The sequence below is a fragment of the Heyndrickxia camelliae genome, from assembly GCF_002844575.1.
In the GTDB taxonomy this organism is placed as follows: Bacteria; Bacillota; Bacilli; order Bacillales; family Bacillaceae_C; genus Margalitia; species Margalitia camelliae.
On record NZ_PIQO01000003.1, the window covers coordinates 134929 to 161872 of the forward strand.

A 26944-nucleotide genomic window follows, 5' to 3' on the forward strand; every position below is an offset into this window, starting at 1 on the left:
GACTATTTCTTTTTTTATTCAAAAAGACTATTTAATTTCTATATCTGCTGAATATATCTCATGAATTTGTCCATTATAATCTTGAATTTTCAGGACACCTTCGTCTGTGATTCCTAGTGCCTTACCGGCTATATTACCGGAGATAGTTCTTGCTATAATATCTTTACCTAAAGAAACAGCATAGCTTTCCCAAAGAAGCTTTAATGGTGCAAAACCATTCTTCAAATAAATTAAATAGTATTTTTCAAGATTCTCCAAAAGTCTTTTTACAAGATTAGAGCGAGATATTTCCTTTCCAGTTTCAATCGCAAGAGAGGTTGCAATATCATGCAGCTCAATAGGGAAATCCGCTTCCTTTTGATTTACATTCATGCCTATTCCCATGATAATAGCATCTATCTTATCGGAGTCAGCTTGTAGTTCTGTTAATATTCCTGTAATTTTTTTACCATTTAATAATAAATCATTTGGCCACTTAATATCCGGACTAATCTTACAAACATCCTCAATAGCTTGTGCAACTGCTACAGCTGCTATTAACGTGAATTGCGGCGCCTTTGCAGGAGGGAGCTTCGGCCTTAAGACAAGGCTCATCCATATACCTGTGTATTTAGGAGAATGCCAGACACGCGCTAATCTTCCACGTCCATTTGTTTGTTCTTCAGCAATAACTAGGGTTCCATCCGGACACCCCTCTTGTGCAAGACGATGCGCGACTTTTTGAGTGGAATCTGTTGATTCTAAGTAATGAATGGTTTTGCCAAAGATAGTTGTTTTTAATCCTAATCTCAATTCATTTTCCGTCATATTTTTAGGAGTATTAATAATTCTGTATCCTTTATTTCGAATTGCCTCCAGCTCAAATCCTTCTTTTCGCAATTCCTCGATATGTTTCCAAATCGCTGTTCTGGAACAACCTAATATATCTGCTAATGCTTGGCCTGAAAGAAACTCTCCATTTGCATTAGAAAACGCTTCTATTAGTTTCGTTCTTGTCGGTGATTGCATTGATTCAAAATCCACCCCTTTATGGCATCCTTACTATTTTCAATCTTTTTAAGCAATACTGCTTCTTCTATATCTTTTAAAGCATTTTTTATCCAAGGTCCAGCAGGCCTATTTAACCAGTAGATTAAATCCTTGCCCGTAACCTGTAATTCTTCTCTGCTTTTAATCACTAAACTGTTATATTTATTAGTAATGTCATCATATACTTTTGTGATACTCTGTTTTTGCAAAGTCCGATAAACTGTTTCAATGTCAATAGCCATTTCTAGATTTAAAGGATATAAAGTCAACTCTGACCATTCCTTGAGTTCTCTACCTTTTAAAAACCGAAGACAAGTTGTTAAATATTTTATTTTATGATTAGGAAGACGCCATTTCTTTAAATAATCAACAGGTTCACCAGATTGAAAGTATAGAATGATTAACCACATTTGGTTTTCCGTTAATATATCTATTTGAAAATCGCTACATTTGGTTAAAGATATTTTTGTGTCGATAGGATTTGGCATAAACTCAACCAGGTTTGTATCCAGTAAGATAGATATAGCGGATGTTTTGGCAGTACCGCTCAGCAATTTTACAAATTCGTTTGTAATTCTTTCTACTGCAATAAAATTTAATAAATGTGCATGTTGAGTCAGTGCATTACGCGTGTTCTGATCAATAGAGAATTCAAGTTGACTAACAAATCGCACTGCTCTCATCATTCTTAAAGCATCTTCTCGAAATCGACTTTCCGCTGCACCTACTGTCCGGATGATTTTCTTTTCGATATCTTGTTTACCATCAAAGGGATCCTTTAAATTGCCGAACTGATCCATAGCAATGGCATTCATCGTAAAATCTCGTCTTTCTAAATCCATTTTTAGCGATCGAATAAATGACACCTTATCAGGATGACGATGATCTTTGTACTGCGATTCTGATCGAAAAGTAGTTACTTCATACTTTTTATCTTGGTATAATACTAAAACAGTGCCGTGTTCAATTCCAATGTCAACGGTTCGGTTAAATATATTTTTAATCTCTTCCGGGGTTGCGGATGTGGCAATATCAACATCTGAGATGGTACGTTTTAATAAAAGATCCCGTATTGATCCACCTACAAAATACGCTTCGAAACCGTATTTTTCTATTCTTTTTAAAATTGGTATTGCTTGCAGGAATGGTTCTTTCATTTAACTACCTTTTCCCCTTTTGAAATTAATTGGTAATAAATTTCTTCATACTGATTTACAATTTTCTTTGACATAAAATCTTCCCTAACGCTGGCTACAGCATTCGCAGAAAATACTTCATGAAGTATCGGATCTGTTAATAAATGCAAAGCTTTTTCAGCAATAGCATCAATATCTCCCACTTCACAAATATACCCATTTTTTCCATCTTGGATAACTTCAGGAATACCTCCAATATTTGTACCAATACAAGGAACTCCGCAAGCCATTGCTTCAAGGGCAACTAATCCAAAACTTTCCTTTTGCGAGAGCAATAATTTTAAATCACTAATAGAATATAATTCCTCTAAATTATCTTGCCTTCCTAAAAGCAGGACCTTGTCCTCTAATTTTAGTTCATTCACTAATTTGCATATGACTGTCATTTCGGGACCATCTCCAACCAATAATAACTTAGCAGGGATTGATTCACTGATTTTCGCAAATGCCCTGACGACGTCCTGGACTCTTTTGACAGCCCGAAAGTTTGATACATGAATAATAACCTTCTCATGCGGTAAAATGCCATATTCCTCACGTAAATGCTTAGAATCTACCTTTTTATAGACACGCTCATCAATAAAATTATAAACAGTTTGTATCTCTTTTTGCGGTTGAATTAGATCATAAGTTTGTTGAACAAGTGCCTTAGAAACCGCTGTGACATAATCAGATTTCTCGATGCCAAACCGAATAGCATCTGTTAATGAAGGATCATATCCTAACACTGTTATATCTGTTCCATGTAAAGTAGTCACAATTTCCACATTCGTCCCAGCCATTTGCTTTGCAAGGATAGCACATATAGCATGAGGAATTGCATAATGAACATGAAGTATCTGTAAATTTTCTCTTTTTACGACTTCTGCCATTTTACTAGCTAACGCAATATCATATGGGGGATATTGGAAGACAGCATATTGATTTACCTCTACCTGATGATAATAAATATTATGATACATTTTATTTAGTCTAAAAGGGATACTAGATGTTATAAAATGAATTTCATGTCCTCTTTCTGCAAGCAGCTTTCCTAATTCCGTTGCAATAACCCCAGATCCACCAACACTTGGATAACAAGTAATGCCAATCTTTAGTTTATTTTCCATTCTGTATTCACATCCAAATTGAGTAAAATAGGTTTCTTTGATTTAAACCCTTCTGCATATACTGTTCCAACCTCTTTACCAAATAGACGTTCACGGGCCTGAACGGTTTCGATATACCCATCTGTTAATGGGGTTTTTACTCCGTCACTTGTTTCGACAAATTGACTTTTATAAGCAAAAAGGCTTTCAACTTTTTTATCCATATAGTCTGTAATATCTACGGTAAAGTCAGGACGATGAAATCCATTAATCATATAGTGATACATACCATTTGGCTTATGTGCAGATAAGGGACTTGGAGTTGTAATTTTACGTATTCCAGCAGAAAAGTATGCTTCTTCCACTAGATGAGAACAATTTGCATGATCTGGATGGCGGTCCTCATAATATGGAGCAAATACTAAAGCTGGTCTATATGTACGGATGATTTCAACAATTTTTAGGATATTATCTTCGTTTTTATAAAGTCCGCGATCAGGCAGATTTAATGTAATCCGTTCATTAACACCTAATATTTCAGCAGCTTTCATTGCCTCAACTTGCCTCATTTCAACCGTTCCGTTCGAAGATAGTTCCGCTTTTGTTAAATCACATATAACTACTTTCTTTCCTTCATTGGTCCATTTCGCAATAGAACCGCCCATGCCGATTTCGACATCGTCTGCATGGGCACCAAATGCTAATATATCTATGTCGTTACTCATTGAATTTCACCTCTAGTAATCGATCTCCAATTAATATCTCCTTTTTCTAGGCCTCTAACCAACACTTCAGCCGTACCCATATTGGTAGCAAGTGGAACTGAATATACATCACATAGTCTCATTAATGCGGATACATCTGGTTCATGTGGCTGAGCGGTTAAAGGATCTCGAAAGAATATAACTAAATCAAGAAGATTCTTTGCAATCAATGCTCCTATTTCCTGATCTCCTCCATACGGACCGGATTGGAAACGATGCACCTTCATTCCAGTTGCCTCCATTATTCTTTTTCCAGTTGTTCCAGTAGCATATAAATGATGCTTCTGAAAAATATGCTGATATGCTAAAACAAACCTAACCATATCTTCTTTCTTTTTATCATGGGCAATCAAAGCTATCTCCATAACATCCATCCCCCCAATCTTAATCTAATATATTTTCTAAACCATACACGAGTGTAGCGATATTTAATACCGTATTAATAGAAACTTTAACACCTGACATAAACGATGCTCTATTATAGGAATCATGTCGGATTGTTAATGATTGACCATCCGCACCAAATAATACTTGCTGGTGAGCAATTAAACCTGGCAGCCTAACACTGTGAATATGCATCCCATCCATGTTTGCACCACGTGCTCCATTAAGGGTTTCCTTTTCATTCGGATGTCCTTGTTCTTTCTTTTCTCTGGATTCTGAAATCATTTGAGCTGTTTTTACAGCTGTTCCGGAAGGTGCATCCAGTTTTTGATCATGATGAAGTTCAATAATTTCAACATCTGGAAAAAATTTTGCGGCCATTTGTGAAAATTTCATCATAAGCACTGCACCGATAGCAAAATTCGGTGCAATGATACAACCAATTTGCTTTTCCTCTGCCAAATCAGAAAGTTCTTCCAATTGTTCCTTTGTAAAACCTGTGGTACCTACAACAGGTCTTACACCATTCAAAATCGCGGTTTTAGTATGTAAATATCCCGTTTCCGGTGTTGTTAAATCTACTAGAACATCTGCATGGCTCTTTTGTAAACATTCCTCAATATTTGTATAAATCGGTACATTGATATTCGAAAATCCAGGAATTTCAGAAAGCAGCTTTCCATCATTTTTATGATCAAGAACACTAACTAATTCAAATTCTTCAGTTTCCTGTATCATTTTAACTGCTTCTTTTCCCATCCGCCCTCTTGGTCCGGCAACAATTATTTTTACTGTTTTCATGTAAATCTTCCTTTACCATTTATTTATATCGAACAAAAAAATTACTTTCTCGTCCATCTATCCCTGTCTCTAGTATTAAACTTATGCATAACATGATTATGTGCTTCTTCTAAATCAATATGTAATGAATTTGCCAGACACATGACGACAAATTGTACATCTCCTAATTCTTCTTCAATTGTTCTTTCTTTTTCCGTACTCTTCTTTGGTTTCTCACCATAATAATGATTTACTTCCCGTGCAAGTTCGCCTAATTCTTCTGTCAACCTAGCAAGCATAGCTAATGGGCTGAAATAGCCTTCTTTAAATTGACTTATATATTGATCCACTTCTTCTTGCATTTCTTTCATTGTTTTATGATCGCTCATGTCTAGCACCCCTATCTTCTTTACATGTTCTCTGCAAATCGTCCCATTTCCATGTTAGCCAAATATCTTTTTATTTACAAATGTTTTAAATCAATTCATGAATGTATTTGATAGTTTTCTTCCCATTATATATAATAAGGACGCTAAGCATTGTAATGTTTTATACATATACAGGAGGAACTGCTGCATGGGTTTGGATTTGAAAATAAAGAACATCCTCTTTATATTGCTAGGATCTGCAATCTTTGGTTTTGGTATTGTCCATTTTAATATTGAAAACCATCTTGCAGAGGGTGGATTTACAGGTATTACTTTAATTCTACTTGCTAAATTAGGGATAAATCCATCTTATACAAACTTAGCTCTTAACATCCCAGTTTTTATTATCGGGTGGAGGATGCTTGGTAAGAAATCATTTTTATACACTATTATTGGTACGGTTGGAACTTCAGTGTTTTTATGGATTTTCCAGAGAGATCCTTTAAGTTTTCCTTTAACAGATGACTTATTTCTTGCTTCCCTGTTTGCAGGAGCTTTTATCGGTATTGGATTAGGTATTATCTTCCGATACGGAGGAACTTCCGGTGGGGTCGATATCATTGCAAGACTATTTTTTAAATATAAGGGCTGGGCAATGGGGAGAACCATGTTCATTTTTGACGCTTGTGTTATTACACTTTCCCTTATTACTTATTTGGATTATCGCCATGCAATGTATACTCTGGTAGCAGTATTCGTTGGAGCAAGAGTAATTGACTTTATGCAAGAAGGGGCATATACAGCAAGGGGAACCTTAATTATTTCAGAAAAATATAATGATATTGCTGACAAAATTATGAAAGAAATGGATAGAGGTGTAACCGTTCTAAGGGGGCATGGCTACTATTCGAAAGCTGACAAAGAAGTACTTTATTGTGTCGTTGGCAAAAATGAGATATCCCGTTTAAAAGGTATCATTAATTCTATCGACCCTCATGCCTTCGTATCTGTAACGATTGTCCATGATGTATTAGGTGAAGGCTTTACATTAGACGAGAATAAGGAACCAATTGAAAAATAAAAAAATGTAAGCCGATTTTAACTTAAAATGGACAGAGACAGAACTTAATCACATCATTTTGAAAGAGAAAGGACTATCCACATGATAGTCCTTTTCTTAATCCTCGTTTCGATTCATATTTGTAAAAATTAACACCATTCTGAGTAATTCTATTACCGCAACTGCTGCCGCTGCAACATAAGTTAATGCAGCTGCATTTAAAACTTTCCTTGCTTGCCGTTCTTCGATATTATTGATAATTCCCAATCCTACCATTTGATTCATTGCTCTTGAGGAAGCATTAAATTCAACAGGTAAAGTGACAAGCTGAAATAAAACTCCGGCAGCCATTAGAATGATTCCGAGCAATAGCATATTAGGAATACTTGCTATCAAACCAATCATTAAAAAAATCCAGGATGCATTTGAGCCTATGTTGGCAATCGGGACTAATGTATGACGAAACCGTAATGCAGCATAACGTTCTTTATCCTGTATAGCATGCCCCACTTCATGAGCCGCAACAGCAGCACCTGCAACGGAGTATCCATGATAATTATCTGAAGATAAGTGAACTGTTTTTGACATCGGATTGTAATGGTCACTTAAAAAACCTTGATGTTCTACTACTCTAACGTCATATAATCCATTTTCATCAAGAATTCTTCTTGCTACTTGAGCACCGGTCATACCTGCAGTAGACTCCACCCTAGAGTATTTACCCATCGTTCTTTTCACTCTAAGTTGTGCCCAAATCGGTATTAAGGCAATAATGATGAAGTAAATGAAAAATGCTCCCATTTTCAGCCTCCATTATCTTTATATTACTAATCATTCTATTCAATTTTGCTATAAAGGTCAATCATTATGCTCAGTACGTTTTCTGTCTTCTTTTTGTCCCATATATTTTCTCCATCCTACGTAAGAGAGGGTAAAAATAATAATGGATCCTGTTGTAAAAATAACCCACCAAAGGGATGGATCTGTTTCATCTTTGGACATATCCTCAAATACTTTCTGCAAGTCATTTCCCAAAACCTCCATTTGCGCTTGTTGAGACTGACTTTGCACCATACTGCCTCTATACTTGTCGATAAAAGATATTTTTGCATTAAGTTTTTCCAATTGATTATTAGGTAGATCTACCGCCAAGCTTGGCTCAATAATAGAATACTCTGATAAAAAATTGTTTAAATTCGCTTGAAATTGTTCAAACTCCCCTTGTTTCGCCGCATCTTTAGCATGATTAAATGCAGAGAGGATTGGCTGTCTCATATTAGTCCACAACGGCTGATAGTGAGAGTTCAAAGCATCTACTACGAGGCGAAAAGCCGTTACATCCTTTAATTTCTGCTCAGGTAAGGTATTCATGCTAGTCACAGACTTTAAAGCCTGATTTTGTGCATTCCTTAATGCCCTTACTTCGTCCAAAGAAAATAGAGCTTCCTTCTTAGTAAATTTGGATAATTGATTCGAAAAAGATTGTAGAAGTAGTGTTGCTTCCTTATAATGATTCATTTTCGTTACTTGCAATATTTCATCTGCAGTATCATCCATTTCTTTTAATGGCATCGATAACGGTGCAGTAGCTTTTGCATGATGAATGGATAAAAGAATGATAGATAATAGAAGGAATATCGTTTTAAGTTTCATTTCTTGTCCCCCCTCCAAACTACTACTATGTGTATGTGAGTTGGGACAAGAGTAGACCAAAAACAACTAGACAGGCTTACCATTCATGGATAGTTCCAAACGATTCTTTCTTATACACAAATAATAAGAAAGAACTAGTGATAAGATACTTAACCAAAATGTAAAATAACCAATTTCCCGAACATATATGTATAAATCTTGGTATTGTGGAAATTGCATAAATACATAGTCAATAATATCATTATGTAAGGTCCAAATTGCCGCAATTAACAAGTAACGTAATTTTATCCTATAAAATGGCGCATATAAAAGTCCTTCAATGGCCATCGCACCATGTGAAATGATAAGCATATAACCCTCCCATGGCAAATAGCCAGTTACCATCTTTGTAAGGATATTCATTACTACTGCCCAAATACCATATTTGAATAGCGTAACAATTGCAAGAGCTTCAAATAATGGCCAATTCTTCCGAAATAAAAATGCTATTAATACGAATACAAAAAATAAACTTGCAGTTGGACTATCAGGAACAAACGGTAGGAATTGTAATGGCGTCACATTTAGTTGTCCTCTGTACCAATAGTATCCATATACCGTTCCTATAATATTGATGATTAATAAAACCCATAAGATTCTTCGATCTGCTAAAAAAGGGTACAATAATCGCAAAAAGAGCACCTCAATTACAATATTGTAATTTTTAATAATTCAAATTTCTAAAAGTGAAATAAAAGCTGGCAAAAAGCCAGCTTTTGTTTTACTTATTTAGATTTCAAACTAGCAATAAATTCTGCAAGTTTTTTCAACTCATCTGGAGAACCTTTAAATTGATTTGGTGGCATTTTACCCATACCGTGCTGAGCAATTTTCTCAATTTCTGCTGGCTTTAATCCAGTATCAATCAGAGAAGGTGCTGCTGCACCACCTTTTAAGGTATCTCCATGACAAGTGATACATGTTTGTTTTGCGAAAATTTTATAGCCTTCAGCATTTTTATCAATATCCACTTGAGCTACAATCTTACCTTGTTCATGAACTTTAGCCCAATCTTCATGAGCTGCCGCTTCCCAAGTTAGATAAATGACAGAAGCTAGAGCAAGCAGCATAAAACCTGTTGCAAATGGACGCTTCATAGGACGGCGTTCTGGTCCGCGATCAATAAATGGAGCAAGCAATAAACCTCCAAATGCTAAACCAGGAATAGCGATAATACCGATGACACTATATGGGCCAGATGCATATGAATATTTTAGTAATTGATAAAGGAATAAGAAATACCAGTCAGGTAATGGAATGTAACCTGTATCCGTAGGATCCGCAATACGCTCTAACGGTGACGGATGCGCTACAGTAAGACATAAGAAACCGATTAAGAAAACGGCACCAACTAACCATTCTTTTAAAAGAAAATTTGGCCAAAAGGCTTCCGTTTTACCTGGATATTCCGAATAATCTTTCGGAATCATTTGTTTGCGATGAGACGGAGCAGCAACACGCGAGTCGCCGACAAACTTCATTCCTTTTCCACGATGCATTTAGTCCCCCTCCTTCGTTAAGTAGCTGTCAATTTTTAATTACTCTGAATTTTAAAGCGGTCCCGAAATACCTTGCTTACGAATCATTAAGAAATGAGCTGCCATTAAGGCCATTAAAATACCTGGTAAGAAAAATACGTGAATGGCAAAGAAACGAGTTAAAGTTTGTGCACCAACGATATCAGGGTGACCAGATAGTAAAATCTTTGCATAAGGACCGATTAATGGAACTGAATCAGCAATTTGCAGACCTACCTTTGTAGCGAATAACGCTTTCATATCCCAAGGCAGTAAATATCCTGTAAATCCCAGACCCATCATTACAAAGAAAATAAGTACCCCCACGATCCAGTTCAGTTCACGTGGTTTTTTGTATGCTCCTTGGAAAAATACACGTAACGTATGTAAGAAAATCATTACAATTACCAGACTAGCGCCCCAATGATGCATACCACGAACAATTTGCCCGAAAGCCACTTCATTTTGAAGATAATAAACAGATTGCCAAGCATTCTTTATATCCGGCACATAATACATGGTTAAAAACATACCAGATAATATTTGAATGACAGTAACAAAGAATGTTAATCCACCAAAACAATAGACAAATGCACTAAAATGATGTGCAGGGTTTACATGTTCTGGTACCTCATGATCAGCAATATCCCGCCACAAAGGCGTAATATCTAAACGCTCGTCAACCCAATCATATAGTTTATTAAGCATGAATTACGCCTCCTTTATTTAACGAAAACATTTGCTTCTGGTTTACCTAAATACAAATAACCGTCTTTTACTTTTGTTGGATAAGTATCCAACGGTTTGGCAGGTGGTGTGCCCGGTACATTTTTACCATTTTTCTCATAACGACCACCATGACAAGGACAATAGAATTGATTTGGATGGTCTTTATTTGCGTTCCAGTTTACTGTGCAACCCAAATGCTTACAAATAGGTGACAAAGCAACAATATCTCCCTTGCTGTCCTTATACACCCAAGCAGTTTGTGTTACATTTGACTTATACCATGCATCCACTTGTTCATATGTAAAGTCAATCTTTTTTGGCTGATCCGTTAAATCGCTTACTTTTAGCTTCGTAGCATGAAAATCGCCACCAGCCTCCGTCTTTAACACTGGATCAACTGCAAAACGCACCATCGGCATCAAAATTCCAGCAGCCATAAAGCCACCTACACCAGTAAGTGTATAGCTAAGAAACTGACGTCTTGAAACAGGATTCTTGCTCATCCCTTTTCCCCCCTCTAGCAGTAAGGTAAGTCCACTGGACATAAATATCGCACAAATACAAATCTAGGACATAATCATGATATATCAAACATAATAGAAGGTCAATAACCTCCCCTAGCAAAAGTTGACAACAATGTGACGGAAAATCGAATTTTTTCTTGCCAATTTTGTCCTATTTTACGCATTAGTGAGAAAGAAATAACCAAAATATCTCATCAATATTGCTACATTATATATTTTGCCATTTTTGCACTATAATATTTATTAATTGTTTCACTTGATCCTCTAATATCGAATGTTTAAATTGCTCCTCCATGTTTTCTAGAGGAATTGATGGAAGCCAAATCACATCATCAGAGAAGGACTCATTTTTATCTCTCCAAAAACTATCAGAGGTAATATAAAAGACATGTGCAAAATCACTCTCCTTAATTTTCTCCTCCCATTCGTGCAATAAATTTAACTTCCTTGCTTCATCTGTTTCTAATAGATACGTAATTGGAGGCAGCAAGAGCATTCTTCCCCTAAACTGTCTTTCAAGATGGAGTGTTAATAAACTAATGAACTCTCCTTGAGATGCTGATTGTTTCAAATTTTCTCCAAGTGAAACAGGAATAAGTGGAACAATGGCAGTATCAATAAATTGCTTTTCTTTCAAATAGAGTTCAATATCTTTTCCATTCCAATTCATAAAAACACTCCTATACTTATTAATTGACGCAATTTTATCATATCATGCAAAATATTTTTTTTTCAAACGTTAATAGGAAGCAATCCTCTTGTTATTGACACAAGAGGATTGCTTCCTATTATAATCCTTTTAGCTGTTCTGTTAGAGTTAAAAACGCTTCTCGATCGTTTCGATCCAAAGCATCATCAATCTCCTTCAAGATTTTTTCCTTTTGAAAGCTTTTAATGCTTCGTTGCAAGAATTTTTCAGCAAGTTTTCTATCTTCCTCATTAATCCTCAATAGTTTCGGCATAAACGGATTTTCTTCTAAAACAGCAGCATAATGATATGAAATATTCGCATCTTTAAAATTTAGTTGAATATAAATATCTTCGTCGCGATTTAGTCGAATGTCGTGAAATGATTTTTCCGCATCTGTTGTCATTATATTTTCTTTGTAAAAACGAAACGGAACAAGATCAACACAATGGGTTGACATTATAAGACCTCTTGGACAATACTGTGCTTCCTCTACGAAGTGAACCTTTTCCATCAATTGGTCATGACTCATAAGATAATTCAAGATCCAAACTGATTCTCTTCTCTTTAATTGATAATGATTTAAAAACCAGCGAATAAAATCCTTCTTCTCGTTGACAGATACAGGAGTTGCAGCCAAAGGAATCCCTCCTCTGCATAATGTTAGTATAGTCCATTCATTATTAATCATGTTCAAAACGTTCCAAAAGCGTAATCCACTCTTCATTGGTAGGGTCTTCTTTCAATAAGTACTGAAAAATTTGTGCCGCTTCATCTCTCTTTCCTTCTTCAATAAGGAAATATCCATATTCCTCAAGGAATTCAAGGTTATTCTTTAAATCATTATATGCGAGTTCATAATATTTTAATGCCTGTGAATATTGTTCTAAATGCTGATAAGCTACCGCCATATCCCAGTAAATAGTCGGATCTGACTCACCTTCATTTTCCATTTGTGAAGAAATATCTATTACATCTTCATATCGTTTTTGATGTAAAAATAATTTATTTAATGTAAGGGCTGCATCAATATATCCGGGATCAAGTGCTAACGCTTGGCGAAAATACTCTTCCGCTAATGATTCATTTCCGGATTTTAATGCGATTTTCCCTCCAAATTGATACAGTTCCTTATTAAATTCATCTACTTTTAACCCCGCTTGAACAATTTCTAATGCATTGTCCACTTCTTCCTCATGCTCATATGCTCTCCCTAAATATAAATAAAGTGAGTGGAATTCAGGATCTATTTCCTTGAGCTTTAGAAAGATTTCAATGGATTTTCGATAAAATCCCGCTTTATAAGCAGTTAAACCAAAACCGAAAAGTGTATTGATTTCCAAATGTTCATCAAGAGCCTGATCAAAGTGCGGCAATGCTTCCTCAAATTCTCCCGCCGCGCTAAGTACTTCTGCTAATCGGCTGTGGATATTATTTCCGGCAATCGTTTCATGCCCTTGATTTAGGATTGCTCTATAATATTGTATAGCACCGACATAGTTTCCACTGGCAGCGTATAGTTCACCTAATGCAAAATCAACTATCGGTTCTTCAGGGAGTATTTCCTTAGCTTCCAGTAATTTTCGTTCACTAACCTCTAGCAATCCTTGCATTTGATATAGATCTGCCAATAAAAGCAATGCCCTAGGATAATCGGGATCCGTCTCCATAATAGTATCGAGTTGAGCGATAGCTTCATCCTCTTGATCCAAATCCAAATAAACCTCTGATAATAATATCTTCAACTCTCCCTCATCGGGAAAGGTATGAATCAATTGTTCATATAACTCCTTCGCCTCTTGAAGAAAGCCAAGCTGGTGAAGCTCCTCCGCTGACATAAATAGTTCTTCATCCGCTCCTGTTTCTTTAATAATCCTGAAATACTTATCAGCTTGTTCCATATTACCTTCTTCTATATGCTTTAACATTTGCTGTACATTTGACATAATACTACCCTTTCCAAACGTAAAATTTATACAAACAGAGAAGTTCTTTCTATCCTAATTTCTTCTCCAAAACCCGGTCGATAAGTAACCTCATTACAAGTAGTTGTAATGAGCCCTTTATGAACCATTATAGCTAACCTATCTTTATCATAATGAAAAGGGACGTGTTCATCAACTTTATCGGCTTTGAAATATAAGTTATAGTTAATTTCGCTTCCAATACTTAAATCTCCTCTTTTCGGATACACACCAAATTTCTTCAAATATTTCACTGCAATTGGTGTTTTTTCAGGAATTTCATCGAATAAATGTGAAATCTTTTCTTTGCTTAGTATTTCATCCCAATTTTTCAACAGATTTTTCTTTGCTTTTTGCTCGCCTGAAAAAACTGGAACTAGTACTGGATTGTAAGGAAACATAGCTTCTTTTATCCAACCCCATGGCTTTTCATATAAATCCTCTATGTTTTTTAATTCGACAAAAATAATAGGGATTTTATTTCGTTTGCATTTTCGAATAATATTGGTGGAGAGTTTTTCCAGTGGAAGTTTTACAGCAATGACATAATCAATCGGACTGTTTAGGAAAGAGGTTCGCTTTTTTCGCAGTTCATCCTCAAACTGACTTTCATACTGAATAGTAAAAGCATTAATGATGGTACCAGTCCCTTTCAATAAAAAATTCTCGGTATAATACTTCTTCATCTCTTGAAATTCGGAAGGAAGGGAAGTAAGGTCAAGCATTACATGAGTAGGAGTCATAATGTACTCGGAAAGGTTCATTCTTACATAATTATTTCTCATAAAGGAATCCTTTATAGAATAGATTTTGTTATCTTTAATCAGTATGGAAGTAGTCTTCTCCATATTTTCCATTTCTATATTGGCTTTTTCAATGATATACATTTTTGTCCCTCCCATTTATTAATTCTATAGACAAGCTATGAATAAATGGGGAGGAAAATGACAAAAAAGAAACTAGCTTTTAGTTTCTTTTTTGTTAAATTTATTTAAGGAGCGCTTGTAAATCTTCAAAAAAATTAGGATAAGATACTTCAACCGCTTCATAATCTTCTAAGATTACTTTTTCCTTACAAATTAATGAAGCGACTCCTAACATCATGCCTATCCGATGATCGCCAAGACTGGAGACAGTCCCTCCGTGTAAGGTTGTTTTTCCTATGATTATCATCCCATCTTCGGTAGGTACAATATTAGCACCTAATTGTGACAGTTCTCTTGCAACAGCATCAATTCTATTTGTTTCCTTTACTTTTAATTCTTCGGCATTTTTTATAATGGTTGTTCCTTCTGCTTGTGTAGCTAATAATGCAATAATAGGGAGTTCATCTATTAACCTTGGAATTAAATCTCCTGATATTTCTATGCCTTTTAATATTGAAGTTCTGACTGTTATAGTACCTACAGGTTCATAGGAAGCGTCTTTATTCATCTCAATCGAAATATCGGCACCCATTTTAATTAATACATCAATAATACCTGTTCTTGTTGGATTTAATCCCACATTTTCTAATTTCACTTCACTATTTTCCATGATTGCAGCGGCAACCATAAAGAAAGCAGCTGAAGAAATATCTCCAGGCACATCTACTACTGTACCTGTTAACTGTTGATTTCCTTGAACCGAAATTTGGTTATTTCGAATAGAGATTTCACCACCAAAATGCTGAATCATTTTTTCCGTATGATCTCTCGTAGCTGCCGGTTCTATTATGGTAGTTTCCCCATTCGCTTGCAAACCCGCAAGTAATAAGCATGATTTCACTTGAGCACTTGCAACTGGAAGTTCATAAGTAATAGATGTTAATGGACTTCCTTGGATTGCAATCGGGGTATAATTCCCATTCTCACGTCCATTGATTTTTGCTCCCATCTGTCTTAAAGGCAGAACAACACGGTTCATTGGTCTTTTAGCAATCGAATCATCGCCTATTACCACGGAATGAAATGGACGTCCTGCAAGAATCCCCAACATTAGCCGGGTTGTCGTGCCGGAATTTCCCACATCAAGGACGGAGGCAGGTTCTTTCAATCCACTCCATCCTTCTCCATAAATCACTATTTCATTGTCCTCTTGAATAATATTAACGCCTAACTTTCGAAAACAAGAAATCGTGCTTAAGCAATCCGCTCCAAATAAAAAATTTCTTACTATTGTCTTACCGCTTGATATTGCTCCGAACATAATTGCCCGGTGGGAAATAGACTTATCCCCGGGCACCTTAATTGTTCCTTGTATACTGTGCCTGTTAAAATTAAGCTGTTTTACTTCCATTTGTATTCACCCTTTTCAAAAACAAACGAATTATTGGATAAATAAATCATAACTGGTTCTTTTTTCAAGGCATTCTTTTGCCCGACTTCTATCTCTCTCATTTTGAAAACTTATTCTTAAAACACCATAAATGTCTTCTCTTGTTTCTAATATCTTAATATTTGTTATACTGATTCTTTCCTCCGCTAAATAACCAGTAATTTCGGATATAATCCCCGGATAATCGGGAATATCGATAAACAAATCATAGAACGAATGGATAACACCAGTGGAATGAACAGGTAGTTCATCCCGAAATATTTTTGCTTCCAGAAAAAAGGTATAAAGCTTATCAAAATTTTCCGCTTGTATTAATTCAGTTACATAATTCATTTTTGCTATCCATTGTTTTAACAATCTTACTAATACATCTTTGTTCAATAAGCTAATACTTGCCCACATTGTTGGATCACTGGATGCAATTCTTGTTATATCACGGAAACCGCCCGCAGCAAGTCGTGAAAGTAAAGGAAAATTTTCTTGTGCATCCTTTGCTTGTTCTACTAAAGAAGAAGCAATAATATGCGGAAGATGGCTTAATATTCCTGTCATTTCATCATGATCATCTGCAGAAAGTTCAATAAATCTTGCTTTTGTTCCTTTAAACCATTCTTTTAATGTATTAACTTGTTCCGATCCTTGGTTAGAGCTTGGTGTAAATATATAAAACGCATTTTCAAAAAGTTGTTCTTTTGCAGCTGTAATACCGCTTTTATGGGAACCTGCCATCGGATGACCGCCAATAAACTGTATAGCTTTGTCATGAAAAATAGTTGCTTTTTCTACAATTGACTTTTTGGTACTTCCTGTATCTGTAATTAGAACATTTTCTCTAAGTGAAAAATTCACTAGTTGTTCCATCAACTTTTGCGTTTCCAAAACAGGAGTTGCTAATATAATTAAGTCAGCTAATTCTGACCCCTTCTGAAAAGATTCAGTTCCTTCATCAATAATTTTTAGAATAATTGCTTTTTCTATTTCTTCTTTATTCACATCATATCCATAAATAACAGCTTCCGGATGCTGTTTTTTTATATTTAAGGCAAGTGAACCTCCAATTAAACCAAGACCGACAATAAATACATTCCCGCGCATGAAAATCCTCCTGTAGAAAATACAATCAAGTCTATTTTATGAAAGAATTTAATTCTATACATTCCTTAATAGCGTTTCTAACTTGTTGGTTTTGTTCTTCTAAACCTAGGGTTATCCGTACACCCGTTGGGAATCCTAGCGCCTTTCCTGAACGAACAATGATTCCTTTTGTTAATAAAAACTGTGATACACTATCTCCATCTAACCCAAAGTCTATTAAAATGAAATTTCCTTGTGTTGGATAATAACCCAAATTATTTTCTTGGCAGAAATTATAATATTTTTGTTTTTCCACTTCGTTTTTGGAACGACAATTTTCAACGAATTTTTGATCCAATAAAGCTGTAGAAGCTGCCAACTGGCCAAGTACATTTGTATTAAAAGGAGGTCGGGTTGGTTCAATACTTTGAATATTGTCAATGGATGAGATTCCGTAACCTACACGAAAACTTGCCAAACCATATATTTTTGAAAAAGTTCTCATGATAATTAAATTTGGAAACTGGTCGATAAGCGCTAGCGAATCATATGCCACATCTTTGTCTACATATTCATAATAGGCCTCATCTAAAACTACCAATACATCGTTTGGAACTTGTTCCAAAAATGGTTGTAACGCTTCTTTGGGTATATAAGTACCTGTTGGATTATTTGGACTGCACACCCATACAATAGCTGTGTTTGCATCGATTTGAGAAAGCATCCCTCTTAAATCATGCTCACCATTGATGAGATCTACTTCCCGAACTTCCGCACCCTCGATAACGGCATTATGCTTATATTGTGAAAAAGTTGGATTTGCCATAACGGTATTCTTTCCAGGTTCAAGCAATGCCCTTGAAATAATTTGTATCAGTTCATCTGTTCCATTTGTAAAAATAAGCTGACGCGGATCTACTTTTAAATGCCCCGCCATTGTGTCACGAAGATTTGAGGCATTACCATCCGGATATAGAATAAAGGATGCTTGAAAATTCCTTAATGCTTGGTCCACTTTCGGTGAATATCCATATGGATTTTCATTGGATGCCAATTTTACAATGGTATCAAGTTGATATTGTTTTTTCACTTCATCTATTGTTTTCCCCGGCTTGTAAGCCTCTAGATTAAGAATTTGATTTTTCCATTTCATCTTCATTATCCTCCCTAGTTACGGCTAAATCTGGACGCAAAACAACTGCATTATTTAAATATATATGGTTGATTTCATCTTGAGGTTTGTTTGTATTAACGTGAAGCATCACTCTTATACAAAAAGGCAAGCTATTTATGACAGGAATTTCTTGCATGCACATAATCGGAACAAACTTCCAATCTGGAAATCTTCTTAATGCCTTTGAAGGAAAAGCGGCATTAATATCCGACGTTACAGATATGAAAACAGAAGCAACATCTGCTGCTTCTACTTCATTTGCTTCAATCATTTTACGCAATAATTCATCTGCGGCATCTATAACAAGATCTTCTTGATTATGAAAAACTGTTGTTGCACCTCTAATTCCGCGAATCATTTCCTTCTCCCCTTTATCATCTTTCTTATGTTTGCAATAAATGAAAGGTTTTCTGTAAAATTGCTTGATCAACTTTTTGCAAGATAGGTATTCCTATCTCTTGTAATAATACAAATGTCGGTGAGTTTGAAACAGATTTTTTATCCCTAACCATCCATTCATATACTGCATCATAATCCATGTTTGCTGGTATTCTCCATTTATATCCTAACCTTTCAAGCCATGAGACAAATTCCTTGATAGAAAACGGAAGTTGAAATACTTCCTTACTAAGCTGAAGAGCATAAACGATGCCAATCATTACAGCTTCCCCATGCGTTAAATTTCCATAGCCAGCATTTGCCTCTAACGCATGACCAAGGGTATGGCCAAAATTTAGATAGGCACGTATGTTTCGTTCCTTTTCGTCCAAATGAACAATATTAGCTTTTACTTCCATTCCCTTTCGTAAATACTTCTGCATGTCATGTATTGGAATAGATTCAAGGGAGTCTACCTTCTCCATTAATTCTTGTAAGAATCTTGAATCGGAAATTAATGCATGTTTAATAACTTCTGCAAACCCGCTTCTTTTTTCCCTGCTTGGTAGAGTCGTTAAAAATTGAACGTCATAAAGAACGAATTCAGGTTGATAAAAAGCACCAACCATATTTTTTCCTAACGAATGATTGATGGCAACCTTACCACCAATGGCACTGTCATGAGCCAATATCGTCGTAGGAATTTGAATAAAAGGAATCCCTCTCATATAAGTTGCAGCCACAAAACCTGCTAAATCTCCTATTGCTCCTCCTCCAAATGCTAATACGACCGACCTTCTATCAAATCCGTTTTGAAGGGCAAATGAAATACATTCCTCATAAACTGAAAAAGTTTTTGCATCTTCACCATTAGGGGCAATAAAGATATGCGTTTCCTTGTCAGGAAGATATTTCTGCAAAGTCTGCAAATACAATGATTCAATATGTTTATCCGTTATAATGTAAAGTTTTGAATAACCTTCTAATTTTTCGGTTAATTGATTTATAATTTCATTCCCTATATAGACGGGGTAATTTTTAGATGAAGTATAAATATCTAAGGTATCCATATTTTTAAAACTTCCTTGCATATTCTCTTTGTTCAGCAATGATTTTTTGTAAAGCATCAAAACGATCGCTAGAGAATTGTTCTAAAATAGCTGTGGCCAGTTCCCACGCAACTACTGCTTCTGCGACAACGCTTGCGGCAGGTACAGCACAGCTATCGGACCTTTCAATACTTGCAGTAAATGGTTCCTTTGTTTCAATATCCACACTCTGCAATGGCTTATACAAAGTTGGAATAGGTTTCATAACCCCTCTTACTACGATAGGCATACCTGTTGACATACCACCTTCAAAACCGCCGAGGTTGTTAGTTCTACGAGTATATCCATCATTCTCATCCCAAATAATTTCATCATGAACCTGGCTGCCTGGCTTTCTAGCCATTTCAAATCCTAATCCAAATTCTACACCTTTAAAGGCATTGATACTTACAATCGCTCTTGCAATACGAGCATCCAATTTCCGATCAAAGTGAACATAACTTCCAACACCAGCAGGCATTCCTTCCACAATGACCTCGACAATTCCTCCGATGGAATCCCCGTTTTTCTTTGCCAAATCAATTGCTTCCATCATTTGTTTTTCTGCCGATTCATCAAATACACGAACCGGAGAATCTTCTGTTTTTTGTTGTAATTGTTTTATGTTTTTATAGATAGGAGGGTTTGCCTTTACACCGCCAATTTCCAGAACATGTCCTGCTACTTCTATTCCTAGTAACGAAAGTAATTTTTTCGCTACCGCTCCAGCTGCGACCCTAACTGTCGTTTCTCTTGCGGACGATCGTTCCAGAACATTTCTCATGTCGCGATGTCCATATTTAATACCTCCAACTAAATCCGCATGTCCAGGTCGCGGTCTACTTACCTTTCGCTTAACTTCTTCTATTTCGGTATCTTCAATAGGCTCTATGCCCATTATTTTTGTCCAATGCTTCCAATCATTATTTTCCACTATTAATGCTAGCGGCGAACCAAGAGTATAACCGTGTCTTACACCGCTGGCAATATTTACTTTGTCCTTTTCAATTTGCATTCTTCTACCGCGACCATAACCTTTTTGCCTACGAGCAAGTTCTGCATTAATATCTTCTGCTGTTAAAGGCATTCCTGAAGGTAATCCTTCTATTATAGTGGTAAGCTGCGGCCCATGCGATTCACCGGCTGTTAAATATCTCATTATTATATACCCCCTTCATCACTTTAAAGGAATTATGTATCACTATATCATAAACCCATTGCACAACATAGTACATAATTAAAAAAATTAGAATTTTTTATCCTTTTAGCACTTTTAAATGACAAAAAACTGTTGCAGGCAACAGTTTTTTACACTTTTCTGTAGAAAAATGTATCTTCAATTTCAAACCCATACTTTATAGGGTTAAAGATTTGCTCTGTACTTCCTACAAAAAGTACACCACCCGGTTTTAACGCATCACTAAATTTTTGGTATAAGATTTCTTTCGCTTCCTCCGTAAAATAAATTAATACATTTCGACATACAATTAAATCAAAATTCTTCTCAAACTTATCTGCCAGTAAATTATGCTTTTTAAAACTTACTGTTCTTTTTACAGATTCTGCAATTTCATAATAGTCACCTTGTTTTTTAAAGTACTTTTCTATTATATTCATTGGCACTTCTTGTAGAGATCGTTTCGGATAAATACCTATCTTCGCCTTCTGTATTGCATTCGCATCAATATCAGTAGCCAGTACGGAAATATTACTTAAAGGCATGTAAGACGATAAAACAAGCGATAAAGTATAGGGCTCTTCTCCTGTTGATGATGCGGCACTCCATACTTTTAATGGCTGGCTATTTTTTATTAGTCTTGGCAAAATTTTATTTTCCAAAACATCCCATCTTTGTTTATTGCGGTAAAATTCCGATACATTGATTGTCATTCGATCTAAAAACTCATTAAATAAATCAATATCTAAGTTCAATCCTTTAAAAAAATCCTGAAAGGAAGAAAACCCTTTTTTTTCATAGAAAGTGGTAAGTCTTCTTTTCATTTGTGCCTCTTTATACAATGCTAAATCAATTCCTGTTTTTCCCTTCACTTGAAGGATAAATTCTTGATAATCACGATCCATAATGAACTCCCAAATATTATTTTCAATTTAATTATAGCGAAATTTATCCTATTTGGATAAAAAATTTTGCAAATGAAAAAGGATTGGTAGTTAACCAATCCAAAAGTTTTAATAAATCCAATCGTTAATTAGTTTTGTATACTCTACTAATTCTTCTTGTTTAAAGAACAAACCAATTTCTCTTTCAGCACTTTCAGGCGAATCAGAACCATGGATAACGTTCTTACTAACCGTGACACCAAAATCACCGCGTATTGTTCCCGGTAGTGCATCCTTAGGATTAGTAGATCCCATCATTTGACGAGCCGTAGCAATGACATTTTCACCTTCCCATACCATTGCAAATACTGGACTAGATGTAATAAACTGAACAAGTTCTCCAAAGAATGGGCGTTCTTTATGCTCACCATAGTGTTTTTCTGCTAGTTCTGTTGACACTTTCATTAATTTTGCACCAACCAAATGAAAACCCTTTCTCTCAAATCGAGAAATTATTTCACCGATTAATTGTCTCTGTACGCCATCTGGTTTCACCATTAAAAATGTTTTTTCCATTAATACCACTCCTAGTTATGTATCTTGGTTGATACGGGAAATACCCATGAAAATAGTAACATTAATAACGAATTTTGACAATAAATAAATTGATAACGCTTTCGAATCAATTACGTGTGTAAAAATTATAATTATTCCTTTTTTTGCATTATGAAAGTTACTGTTTCAATTAAAAATTTAATATTTACGTTTACCGACGAAATTTGCAATCTCTATTAATGATTTTTTAGTGCGATTATCAGGAAGTTCTTTTAAAACAGATAAAGCCTTTTGTAGATAACGCTGACTTAGCTGATGGGCTTTCTCAATTGCACCCGTTTCTTTAATAGCAGCAATGATATCGTTCATCTCATCTTTACTCATATTCTCGTGTACGGTTAAGATTTTATTTTTGGCATTCCTATCATTCATGGCATAAAGAACCGGCAGTGTTATATTCCCTTGGAGAAGATCGCCACCCGCAGGCTTTCCAAGCACTTTTTCGGTACCGGTAAAATCAAGAATATCATCGGTAATCTGATAGGACATTCCAACAAGATATCCAAATTGAAAAAGTTTTTTATGTATATCTTCGCTTGTTCCAGAAACAATAGCCCCTAATTGGCAACTAGTAGCAATAAGTAAGGCTGTTTTTCTTTTAATACGTCTTAAATAATCTCTTAAAGTTTGATTAAAACGATACTTGTCTTTTATTTGCTCAATTTCGCCAAAACATACTTCGGCAATCGTATTAGCCAAAATCCGATGTGCCTCTACATTATCAATTTTGGTCATATACTCTAGTGAACATGCTAATATATAGTCACCAGTATACATTGCAACACGGTTATCCCATTTTGCATTGACCGTAAGTTTTCCCCTTCTTAGTTCCGCATTATCAATAACATCGTCATGAACCAGGGAGGCCATATGAATCAGTTCTAACGCAACCGCAACATTTTTTATTGCTTGGATGTCATATTTCCCAAATTTTGCAGAAAGCAATACAAAGATTGGCCGCAATCTTTTTCCACCAGCGTCAATTAAATTAAGCGATGCTTTTTGGATCAAATCCGAATCAGAGGTAATGGCTTTATGAAGCTCTTTTTCAATTAGATCTATATCCGCTTTCATGAACGAATACATCATTTGTAATTTCATATTATATCCACCCAGCTTATTGTCTCTCTTTATACCCTATATGCGATGCAGCCACACCTCCGCTGTATGGCTTATATTGAATATTAATAAACCCAGCTTTTTCAAACATTACTGCTAATTCCTTCATACCCGGAAAATCTCTTGCTGATTCTTGTAACCAAGAATACTCTGAATAGCTTTTTGCCAATAATTTCCCCAGAACAGGCATTATATAGCGAAAATAAAAATAATAACCTTGTTTAAAGCCAAACATTGTAGGCTGAGAAGTCTCCAAGCAAACCGCCATTCCACCAGGCTTTACTACTCGAAACATTTCTTTTAATACATGCATATAATCCGGAACGTTTCTAAGGCCGAATCCGATTGTAACATAATCAAAAGTATTATCATCAAATGGGAGTTCCATTGCATTCCCGTGGATCAGCTCAACTTGTGGTAATCCAGATACTTTTTCCTGACCAATTTTTAGCATATTTTCGCTAAAATCCAGTCCGTAAACTTTCCCATTTGGTCCTACTGCATTTGCGAGCGCTATTGTCCAGTCTGCAGTTCCACAGCATACATCAAGAGCTTTTGCACCTTCTTGCACATTCATTTTCTTCATCGTATCTCTTCGCCATTTTACATGCTGTTGAAAGCTGATAACTGAATTCATTTTATCGTAATTATCATATATTTTTTCAAATACGGTATGGACACGTTCTTCCTTTGTTGACATGTTTACCCTTCCTCCAATTGTATATTTAACACTGTATTCCGTTCCATCACCAGAAACTTCATCCTTTGACCTAATAAGAGACTTGGATTTTTTAAATCTTTTATATACTCCTTTAATCGGTTTTTCGATAATGTAATGTATTGATCACAAGTATTCACAATTTTTCTTTTTAATTCTGCGGACAATTCATGAAATGCCAATTGTTTTGTAGGGAATAGGCACTTCACAAGCGCCTCAAACATTTCAGATGTATGGCCGATATTCACCTTTTCTTTTTCACTTAATAGCCGATTTAAAAATAAAAAATCTTCTACAATAGGAGTTAAATGACTATTTCCGAAATAGCTGCAAAACTTTGTTACAATGGAAGATTCTGCCCTTATTAGGTTTTTCATATATGTATCAATGTCTATACCTTCATTTCGATAAAGAACAATTTTAGATTCATTAACAATTTTAATTCCTTCTGCTAATGCTTTAATTAAAGGGATATTATCCACTTCAGCCAAAATTTTATAATACAATCCACTATAGTAATCTCCAGATAAAACTAGAAGCTGTCGTTTTTTTAAATCTTCACCGAAGTTAGTTACTTTGCCATGGGTATCAAGGGCAATTTGAATAAGCATCGCACTAGTGACAACCTTTGCCATGTCATTCTTCGAAATATTGCTATCCATCATACTATTTAACAAAAGAATGATGCGATCCTCATCAATGAAAGGAAGCTCAATATATTTATATAAATAATAATGCTTAATCTTTTGTTGGATGTTCTCCTTAATGGAGGCCACTAGTTTTAATGATTCCTGCAATGACATAACCCTTAATCCCCATTTCTTTCCTGGATAAATATCCTTTTTCTCTTTGTTCAAGAAAATAGAACAAAATATATTATAACATAAAAACATTTAAACTGTATGTATTTGTGATATATTTCACTAGTTTCCTTTCCTACAAACTCTTTATTTATTCGATTCACTGTTTAATTCGGCAATACTTGTATATATTTTAGCATTCCCTCTAATTTTTATCGCCGATGTATGCTCTGTAAATTGAGCTATCATTACTTCGCCGCTATCTAATTTTTCCGTATGATGGAATCTAGTGTCACTTCCCCTAGTCAATCCAATTACACTTACACCATCATCTATTGCCTTAATAACAATAAAATCATTATTTCCATTCGACGGTTTCATCGCTTCTTCCTCCTTACATATGAAAAATTAATTCTTCATTAATAAAAGAACCTCGGACCTAATGGAATCATTCGTTTTGAAAATCCCTCGTGCTCCAGTAGTAATAGTTTTTGTTCCAGGCTTTTTTATACCGCGCATGGTCATGCATAATTGTTCTGCTTCCAACATAATGAATACACCTAGTGGATTAAGCTTATTCATCAATAAATCGGCAAGGGCTGCAGTCATTCTTTCTTGCAATTGCGGCCTACTAGCAATAGACTCAACCGCTCTAGCTAATTTGCTTAAACCGGCAACCTTCCCTTCTTGCGGAATGTATGCAATATGTGCCTTCCCAAAGAAGGGAATAAGATGATGCTCACACATAGAATAAAAAGATATATCTTTTACTAGTACAAGTTCTTCATGATCTTCACTATAGATTGTATCAAAAAATTCACTAGGGTCCTGCTCTAATCCTGAGAATATTTCCTTATACATTTTTGCAACTCGTTCTGGAGTATCCACTAAACCTTCTCGTTCAGGATTTTCACCAATGGCCTCTAGAATCATCCGAACACCTTGTTCAATCTTCTTTAAGCTCACCTCGTCCATTGCTTACTCTCCTCAATAATATTTTATATTATGGCTTTTTTCTCTTAATTTGTATCTTTTGTAAAAGAAAATCTTCATTTCTTCGTTTATCTTATAAATAGTATCCTTTTTAAGAAAAGATACCCCAAAGTGCAGTCTAGTTTGGGGTTTATCCCAAATTACAAAAAACAATTTATACAAAAACAGCCTTTATAATATATAAATCCTTTCATGCTTTTCAATAAACAAAATAAAGTGATAACTTTTTTATATTAGCACACACTTTGGTAGTCAGCAAAATTCAATTTCTTATTCATATGATGAATGAGATGAAAAAAAGTTGGGAAAATAAAAAGGACTGCAAAATGCAGTCCTTTTATTCATACGCTCAAAGTTAATATGTACTTATTTAACAGCGTCTTTAAGCGCTTTACCAGGTTTGAATGCAGGTACTTTGCTAGCTGCGATTTCAATTTCTTCACCAGTTTGTGGATTACGTCCTTTACGTGCCGCACGTTCACGAACCTCGAAGTTACCGAATCCGATTAATTGTACTTTATCACCATTAGCTAATGCATTTTGAATTGTATCGAAAATAGCATCAACAGCTTTTGTAGCGTCTTTTTTTGATAATTCTGTGCTTTCAGCAACAGCATTGATAAGTTCTGTTTTGTTCATGCCATTCACCTCCTCCCAAAAAGGAACATTTTTTTGTTAATTATTACATTTGTAAACAAATTCAACGGTTTCTATACATAAATAGTGAAAAAACCGTATTGAACGTTGTTGATTCCTGTAACAACAACAATTCTGATAAAAGATTATCATATTAAAATAGGCTTAGCAAGAATAATTATTGATTTA

At 35.3% G+C, this 26944-nt stretch carries 32 protein-coding genes; 1 reads left to right on the forward strand and 31 read right to left on the reverse strand.

What is annotated here, in order from left to right; genetic code table 11:
* Positions 1-27: 27 nt before the first annotated feature.
* The 7 genes from CWO92_RS05805 to CWO92_RS05835 are packed head-to-tail and all read right to left on the reverse strand — an operon-like array spanning position 28 to position 5630.
* The gene (locus CWO92_RS05805) at positions 28-1008 is read right to left on the reverse strand and encodes a biotin--[acetyl-CoA-carboxylase] ligase (protein WP_101353255.1); all 981 of its coding nucleotides are present in this window, start codon (positions 1006-1008) and stop codon (positions 28-30) included.
* Positions 981-2186, reverse strand: a complete 1206-nt coding sequence (locus CWO92_RS05810; protein ID WP_101353256.1) for a CCA tRNA nucleotidyltransferase — start codon at positions 2184-2186, stop codon at positions 981-983. The genes CWO92_RS05805 and CWO92_RS05810 overlap by 28 nt, the downstream gene beginning before the upstream one ends.
* Positions 2183-3334: an N-acetyl-alpha-D-glucosaminyl L-malate synthase BshA gene (bshA, locus tag CWO92_RS05815; RefSeq protein WP_101353257.1), complete on the reverse strand. Its 1152-nt coding sequence runs from the start codon at positions 3332-3334 to the stop codon at positions 2183-2185. Before bshA ends, CWO92_RS05810 begins: the two co-directional genes overlap by 4 nt.
* Positions 3319-4038, reverse strand: coding sequence for a bacillithiol biosynthesis deacetylase BshB1 (gene bshB1 / locus CWO92_RS05820; protein WP_101353258.1), 720 nt, complete (start codon positions 4036-4038; stop codon positions 3319-3321). The genes bshA and bshB1 overlap by 16 nt, the downstream gene beginning before the upstream one ends.
* The gene (gene mgsA / locus CWO92_RS05825) at positions 4035-4442 is read right to left on the reverse strand and encodes a methylglyoxal synthase (protein ID WP_101353259.1); all 408 of its coding nucleotides are present in this window, start codon (positions 4440-4442) and stop codon (positions 4035-4037) included. The genes bshB1 and mgsA overlap by 4 nt, the downstream gene beginning before the upstream one ends.
* Positions 4443-4461: 19 nt before the next feature.
* Positions 4462-5262 carry a 4-hydroxy-tetrahydrodipicolinate reductase gene (gene dapB / locus CWO92_RS05830; protein ID WP_101353260.1) on the reverse strand — a complete coding sequence of 267 codons (801 nt, stop codon included), beginning with the start codon at positions 5260-5262 and terminating at the stop codon, positions 4462-4464.
* Between the two features lie 41 nt (positions 5263-5303).
* A complete protein-coding gene (locus tag CWO92_RS05835; RefSeq protein ID WP_101353261.1) occupies positions 5304-5630 on the reverse strand; it encodes a nucleotide pyrophosphohydrolase in 327 nt (108 codons plus the stop codon).
* 187 nt (positions 5631-5817) lie between these two features.
* On the opposite strand from CWO92_RS05835, the gene CWO92_RS05840 reads away from it, so the two are divergent.
* Positions 5818-6690, forward strand: a complete 873-nt coding sequence (locus CWO92_RS05840) for a YitT family protein (protein ID WP_101353262.1) — start codon at positions 5818-5820, stop codon at positions 6688-6690.
* A gap of 96 nt (positions 6691-6786) precedes the next feature.
* On the opposite strand, the gene CWO92_RS05845 is transcribed toward CWO92_RS05840, so the two are convergent.
* The 24 genes from CWO92_RS05845 to CWO92_RS05960 all read right to left on the reverse strand — a co-directional run bounded on the left by CWO92_RS05845 (position 6787) and on the right by CWO92_RS05960 (position 26758).
* Positions 6787-7470, reverse strand: coding sequence for a zinc metallopeptidase (locus CWO92_RS05845; protein ID WP_101353263.1), 684 nt, complete (start codon positions 7468-7470; stop codon positions 6787-6789).
* Positions 7471-7527: 57 nt separating this feature from the next.
* Positions 7528-8322, reverse strand: a complete 795-nt coding sequence (gene ypjB / locus CWO92_RS05850) for a sporulation protein YpjB (protein WP_101353264.1) — start codon at positions 8320-8322, stop codon at positions 7528-7530.
* A gap of 66 nt (positions 8323-8388) precedes the next feature.
* Complete coding sequence (gene lhaT, locus CWO92_RS05855; RefSeq protein WP_101353265.1) at positions 8389-8994, reverse strand: lipoprotein heptaprenylglyceryl N-acetyltransferase LhaT; 606 nt, start codon at positions 8992-8994, stop codon at positions 8389-8391.
* Between the two features lie 92 nt (positions 8995-9086).
* Complete coding sequence (locus CWO92_RS05860) at positions 9087-9860, reverse strand: menaquinol-cytochrome c reductase cytochrome b/c subunit (RefSeq protein ID WP_101353266.1); 774 nt, start codon at positions 9858-9860, stop codon at positions 9087-9089.
* A gap of 51 nt (positions 9861-9911) precedes the next feature.
* Positions 9912-10586 carry a menaquinol-cytochrome c reductase cytochrome b subunit gene (gene qcrB / locus CWO92_RS05865; protein ID WP_101353267.1) on the reverse strand — a complete coding sequence of 225 codons (675 nt, stop codon included), beginning with the start codon at positions 10584-10586 and terminating at the stop codon, positions 9912-9914.
* 14 nt (positions 10587-10600) lie between these two features.
* Positions 10601-11110, reverse strand: a complete 510-nt coding sequence (locus CWO92_RS05870; protein ID WP_101353268.1) for a QcrA and Rieske domain-containing protein — start codon at positions 11108-11110, stop codon at positions 10601-10603.
* Positions 11111-11339: 229 nt separating this feature from the next.
* A complete protein-coding gene (locus tag CWO92_RS05875) occupies positions 11340-11801 on the reverse strand; it encodes a YpiF family protein (RefSeq protein ID WP_101353269.1) in 462 nt (153 codons plus the stop codon).
* A 118-nt stretch (positions 11802-11919) separates the two neighbouring features.
* The gene (locus tag CWO92_RS05880) at positions 11920-12510 is read right to left on the reverse strand and encodes a ReoY family proteolytic degradation factor (RefSeq protein ID WP_101353270.1); all 591 of its coding nucleotides are present in this window, start codon (positions 12508-12510) and stop codon (positions 11920-11922) included.
* On the reverse strand, positions 12503-13765 hold the full coding sequence (locus tag CWO92_RS05885; RefSeq protein ID WP_101353271.1) for a tetratricopeptide repeat protein: 1263 nt from the start codon (positions 13763-13765) through the stop codon (positions 12503-12505). Before CWO92_RS05885 ends, CWO92_RS05880 begins: the two co-directional genes overlap by 8 nt.
* Positions 13766-13791: 26 nt before the next feature.
* Positions 13792-14670, reverse strand: a complete 879-nt coding sequence (locus CWO92_RS05890; protein ID WP_101353272.1) for a hypothetical protein — start codon at positions 14668-14670, stop codon at positions 13792-13794.
* A gap of 100 nt (positions 14671-14770) precedes the next feature.
* Complete coding sequence (gene aroA / locus CWO92_RS05895; protein ID WP_101353273.1) at positions 14771-16060, reverse strand: 3-phosphoshikimate 1-carboxyvinyltransferase; 1290 nt, start codon at positions 16058-16060, stop codon at positions 14771-14773.
* Positions 16061-16090: 30 nt separating this feature from the next.
* Positions 16091-17194, reverse strand: coding sequence for a prephenate dehydrogenase (locus tag CWO92_RS05900; protein WP_101353274.1), 1104 nt, complete (start codon positions 17192-17194; stop codon positions 16091-16093).
* A gap of 31 nt (positions 17195-17225) precedes the next feature.
* Positions 17226-18326 carry a histidinol-phosphate transaminase gene (hisC, locus tag CWO92_RS05905; protein WP_101353275.1) on the reverse strand — a complete coding sequence of 367 codons (1101 nt, stop codon included), beginning with the start codon at positions 18324-18326 and terminating at the stop codon, positions 17226-17228.
* Positions 18301-18705, reverse strand: coding sequence for a chorismate mutase (gene aroH / locus CWO92_RS05910; RefSeq protein WP_101353276.1), 405 nt, complete (start codon positions 18703-18705; stop codon positions 18301-18303). Before aroH ends, hisC begins: the two co-directional genes overlap by 26 nt.
* A 25-nt stretch (positions 18706-18730) precedes the next feature.
* Positions 18731-19795, reverse strand: coding sequence for a 3-dehydroquinate synthase (gene aroB, locus CWO92_RS05915; protein ID WP_101353513.1), 1065 nt, complete (start codon positions 19793-19795; stop codon positions 18731-18733).
* 4 nt (positions 19796-19799) lie between these two features.
* Entirely contained in the window at positions 19800-20972 is a 1173-nt protein-coding gene (gene aroC, locus CWO92_RS05920; protein ID WP_101353277.1) for a chorismate synthase, read from the reverse strand.
* A 149-nt stretch (positions 20973-21121) separates the two neighbouring features.
* On the reverse strand, positions 21122-21895 hold the full coding sequence (locus tag CWO92_RS05925) for a CheR family methyltransferase (protein ID WP_101353278.1): 774 nt from the start codon (positions 21893-21895) through the stop codon (positions 21122-21124).
* A gap of 108 nt (positions 21896-22003) precedes the next feature.
* Complete coding sequence (gene ndk, locus CWO92_RS05930; protein ID WP_101353279.1) at positions 22004-22450, reverse strand: nucleoside-diphosphate kinase; 447 nt, start codon at positions 22448-22450, stop codon at positions 22004-22006.
* A gap of 177 nt (positions 22451-22627) precedes the next feature.
* Positions 22628-23590, reverse strand: a complete 963-nt coding sequence (hepT, locus tag CWO92_RS05935) for a heptaprenyl diphosphate synthase component II (protein WP_101353280.1) — start codon at positions 23588-23590, stop codon at positions 22628-22630.
* A gap of 16 nt (positions 23591-23606) precedes the next feature.
* Entirely contained in the window at positions 23607-24308 is a 702-nt protein-coding gene (locus CWO92_RS05940) for a demethylmenaquinone methyltransferase (protein WP_101353281.1), read from the reverse strand.
* Positions 24309-24310: 2 nt separating this feature from the next.
* Positions 24311-25129: a heptaprenyl diphosphate synthase component 1 gene (locus CWO92_RS05945; protein ID WP_165786608.1), complete on the reverse strand. Its 819-nt coding sequence runs from the start codon at positions 25127-25129 to the stop codon at positions 24311-24313.
* Positions 25130-25273: 144 nt separating this feature from the next.
* The gene (mtrB, locus tag CWO92_RS05950) at positions 25274-25507 is read right to left on the reverse strand and encodes a trp RNA-binding attenuation protein MtrB (protein WP_101353283.1); all 234 of its coding nucleotides are present in this window, start codon (positions 25505-25507) and stop codon (positions 25274-25276) included.
* Between the two features lie 27 nt (positions 25508-25534).
* Positions 25535-26101, reverse strand: coding sequence for a GTP cyclohydrolase I FolE (gene folE / locus CWO92_RS05955; protein ID WP_101353284.1), 567 nt, complete (start codon positions 26099-26101; stop codon positions 25535-25537).
* 384 nt (positions 26102-26485) lie between these two features.
* A complete protein-coding gene (locus CWO92_RS05960; protein ID WP_101353285.1) occupies positions 26486-26758 on the reverse strand; it encodes an HU family DNA-binding protein in 273 nt (90 codons plus the stop codon).
* Between the last annotated feature and the right edge of the window lie 186 nt (positions 26759-26944).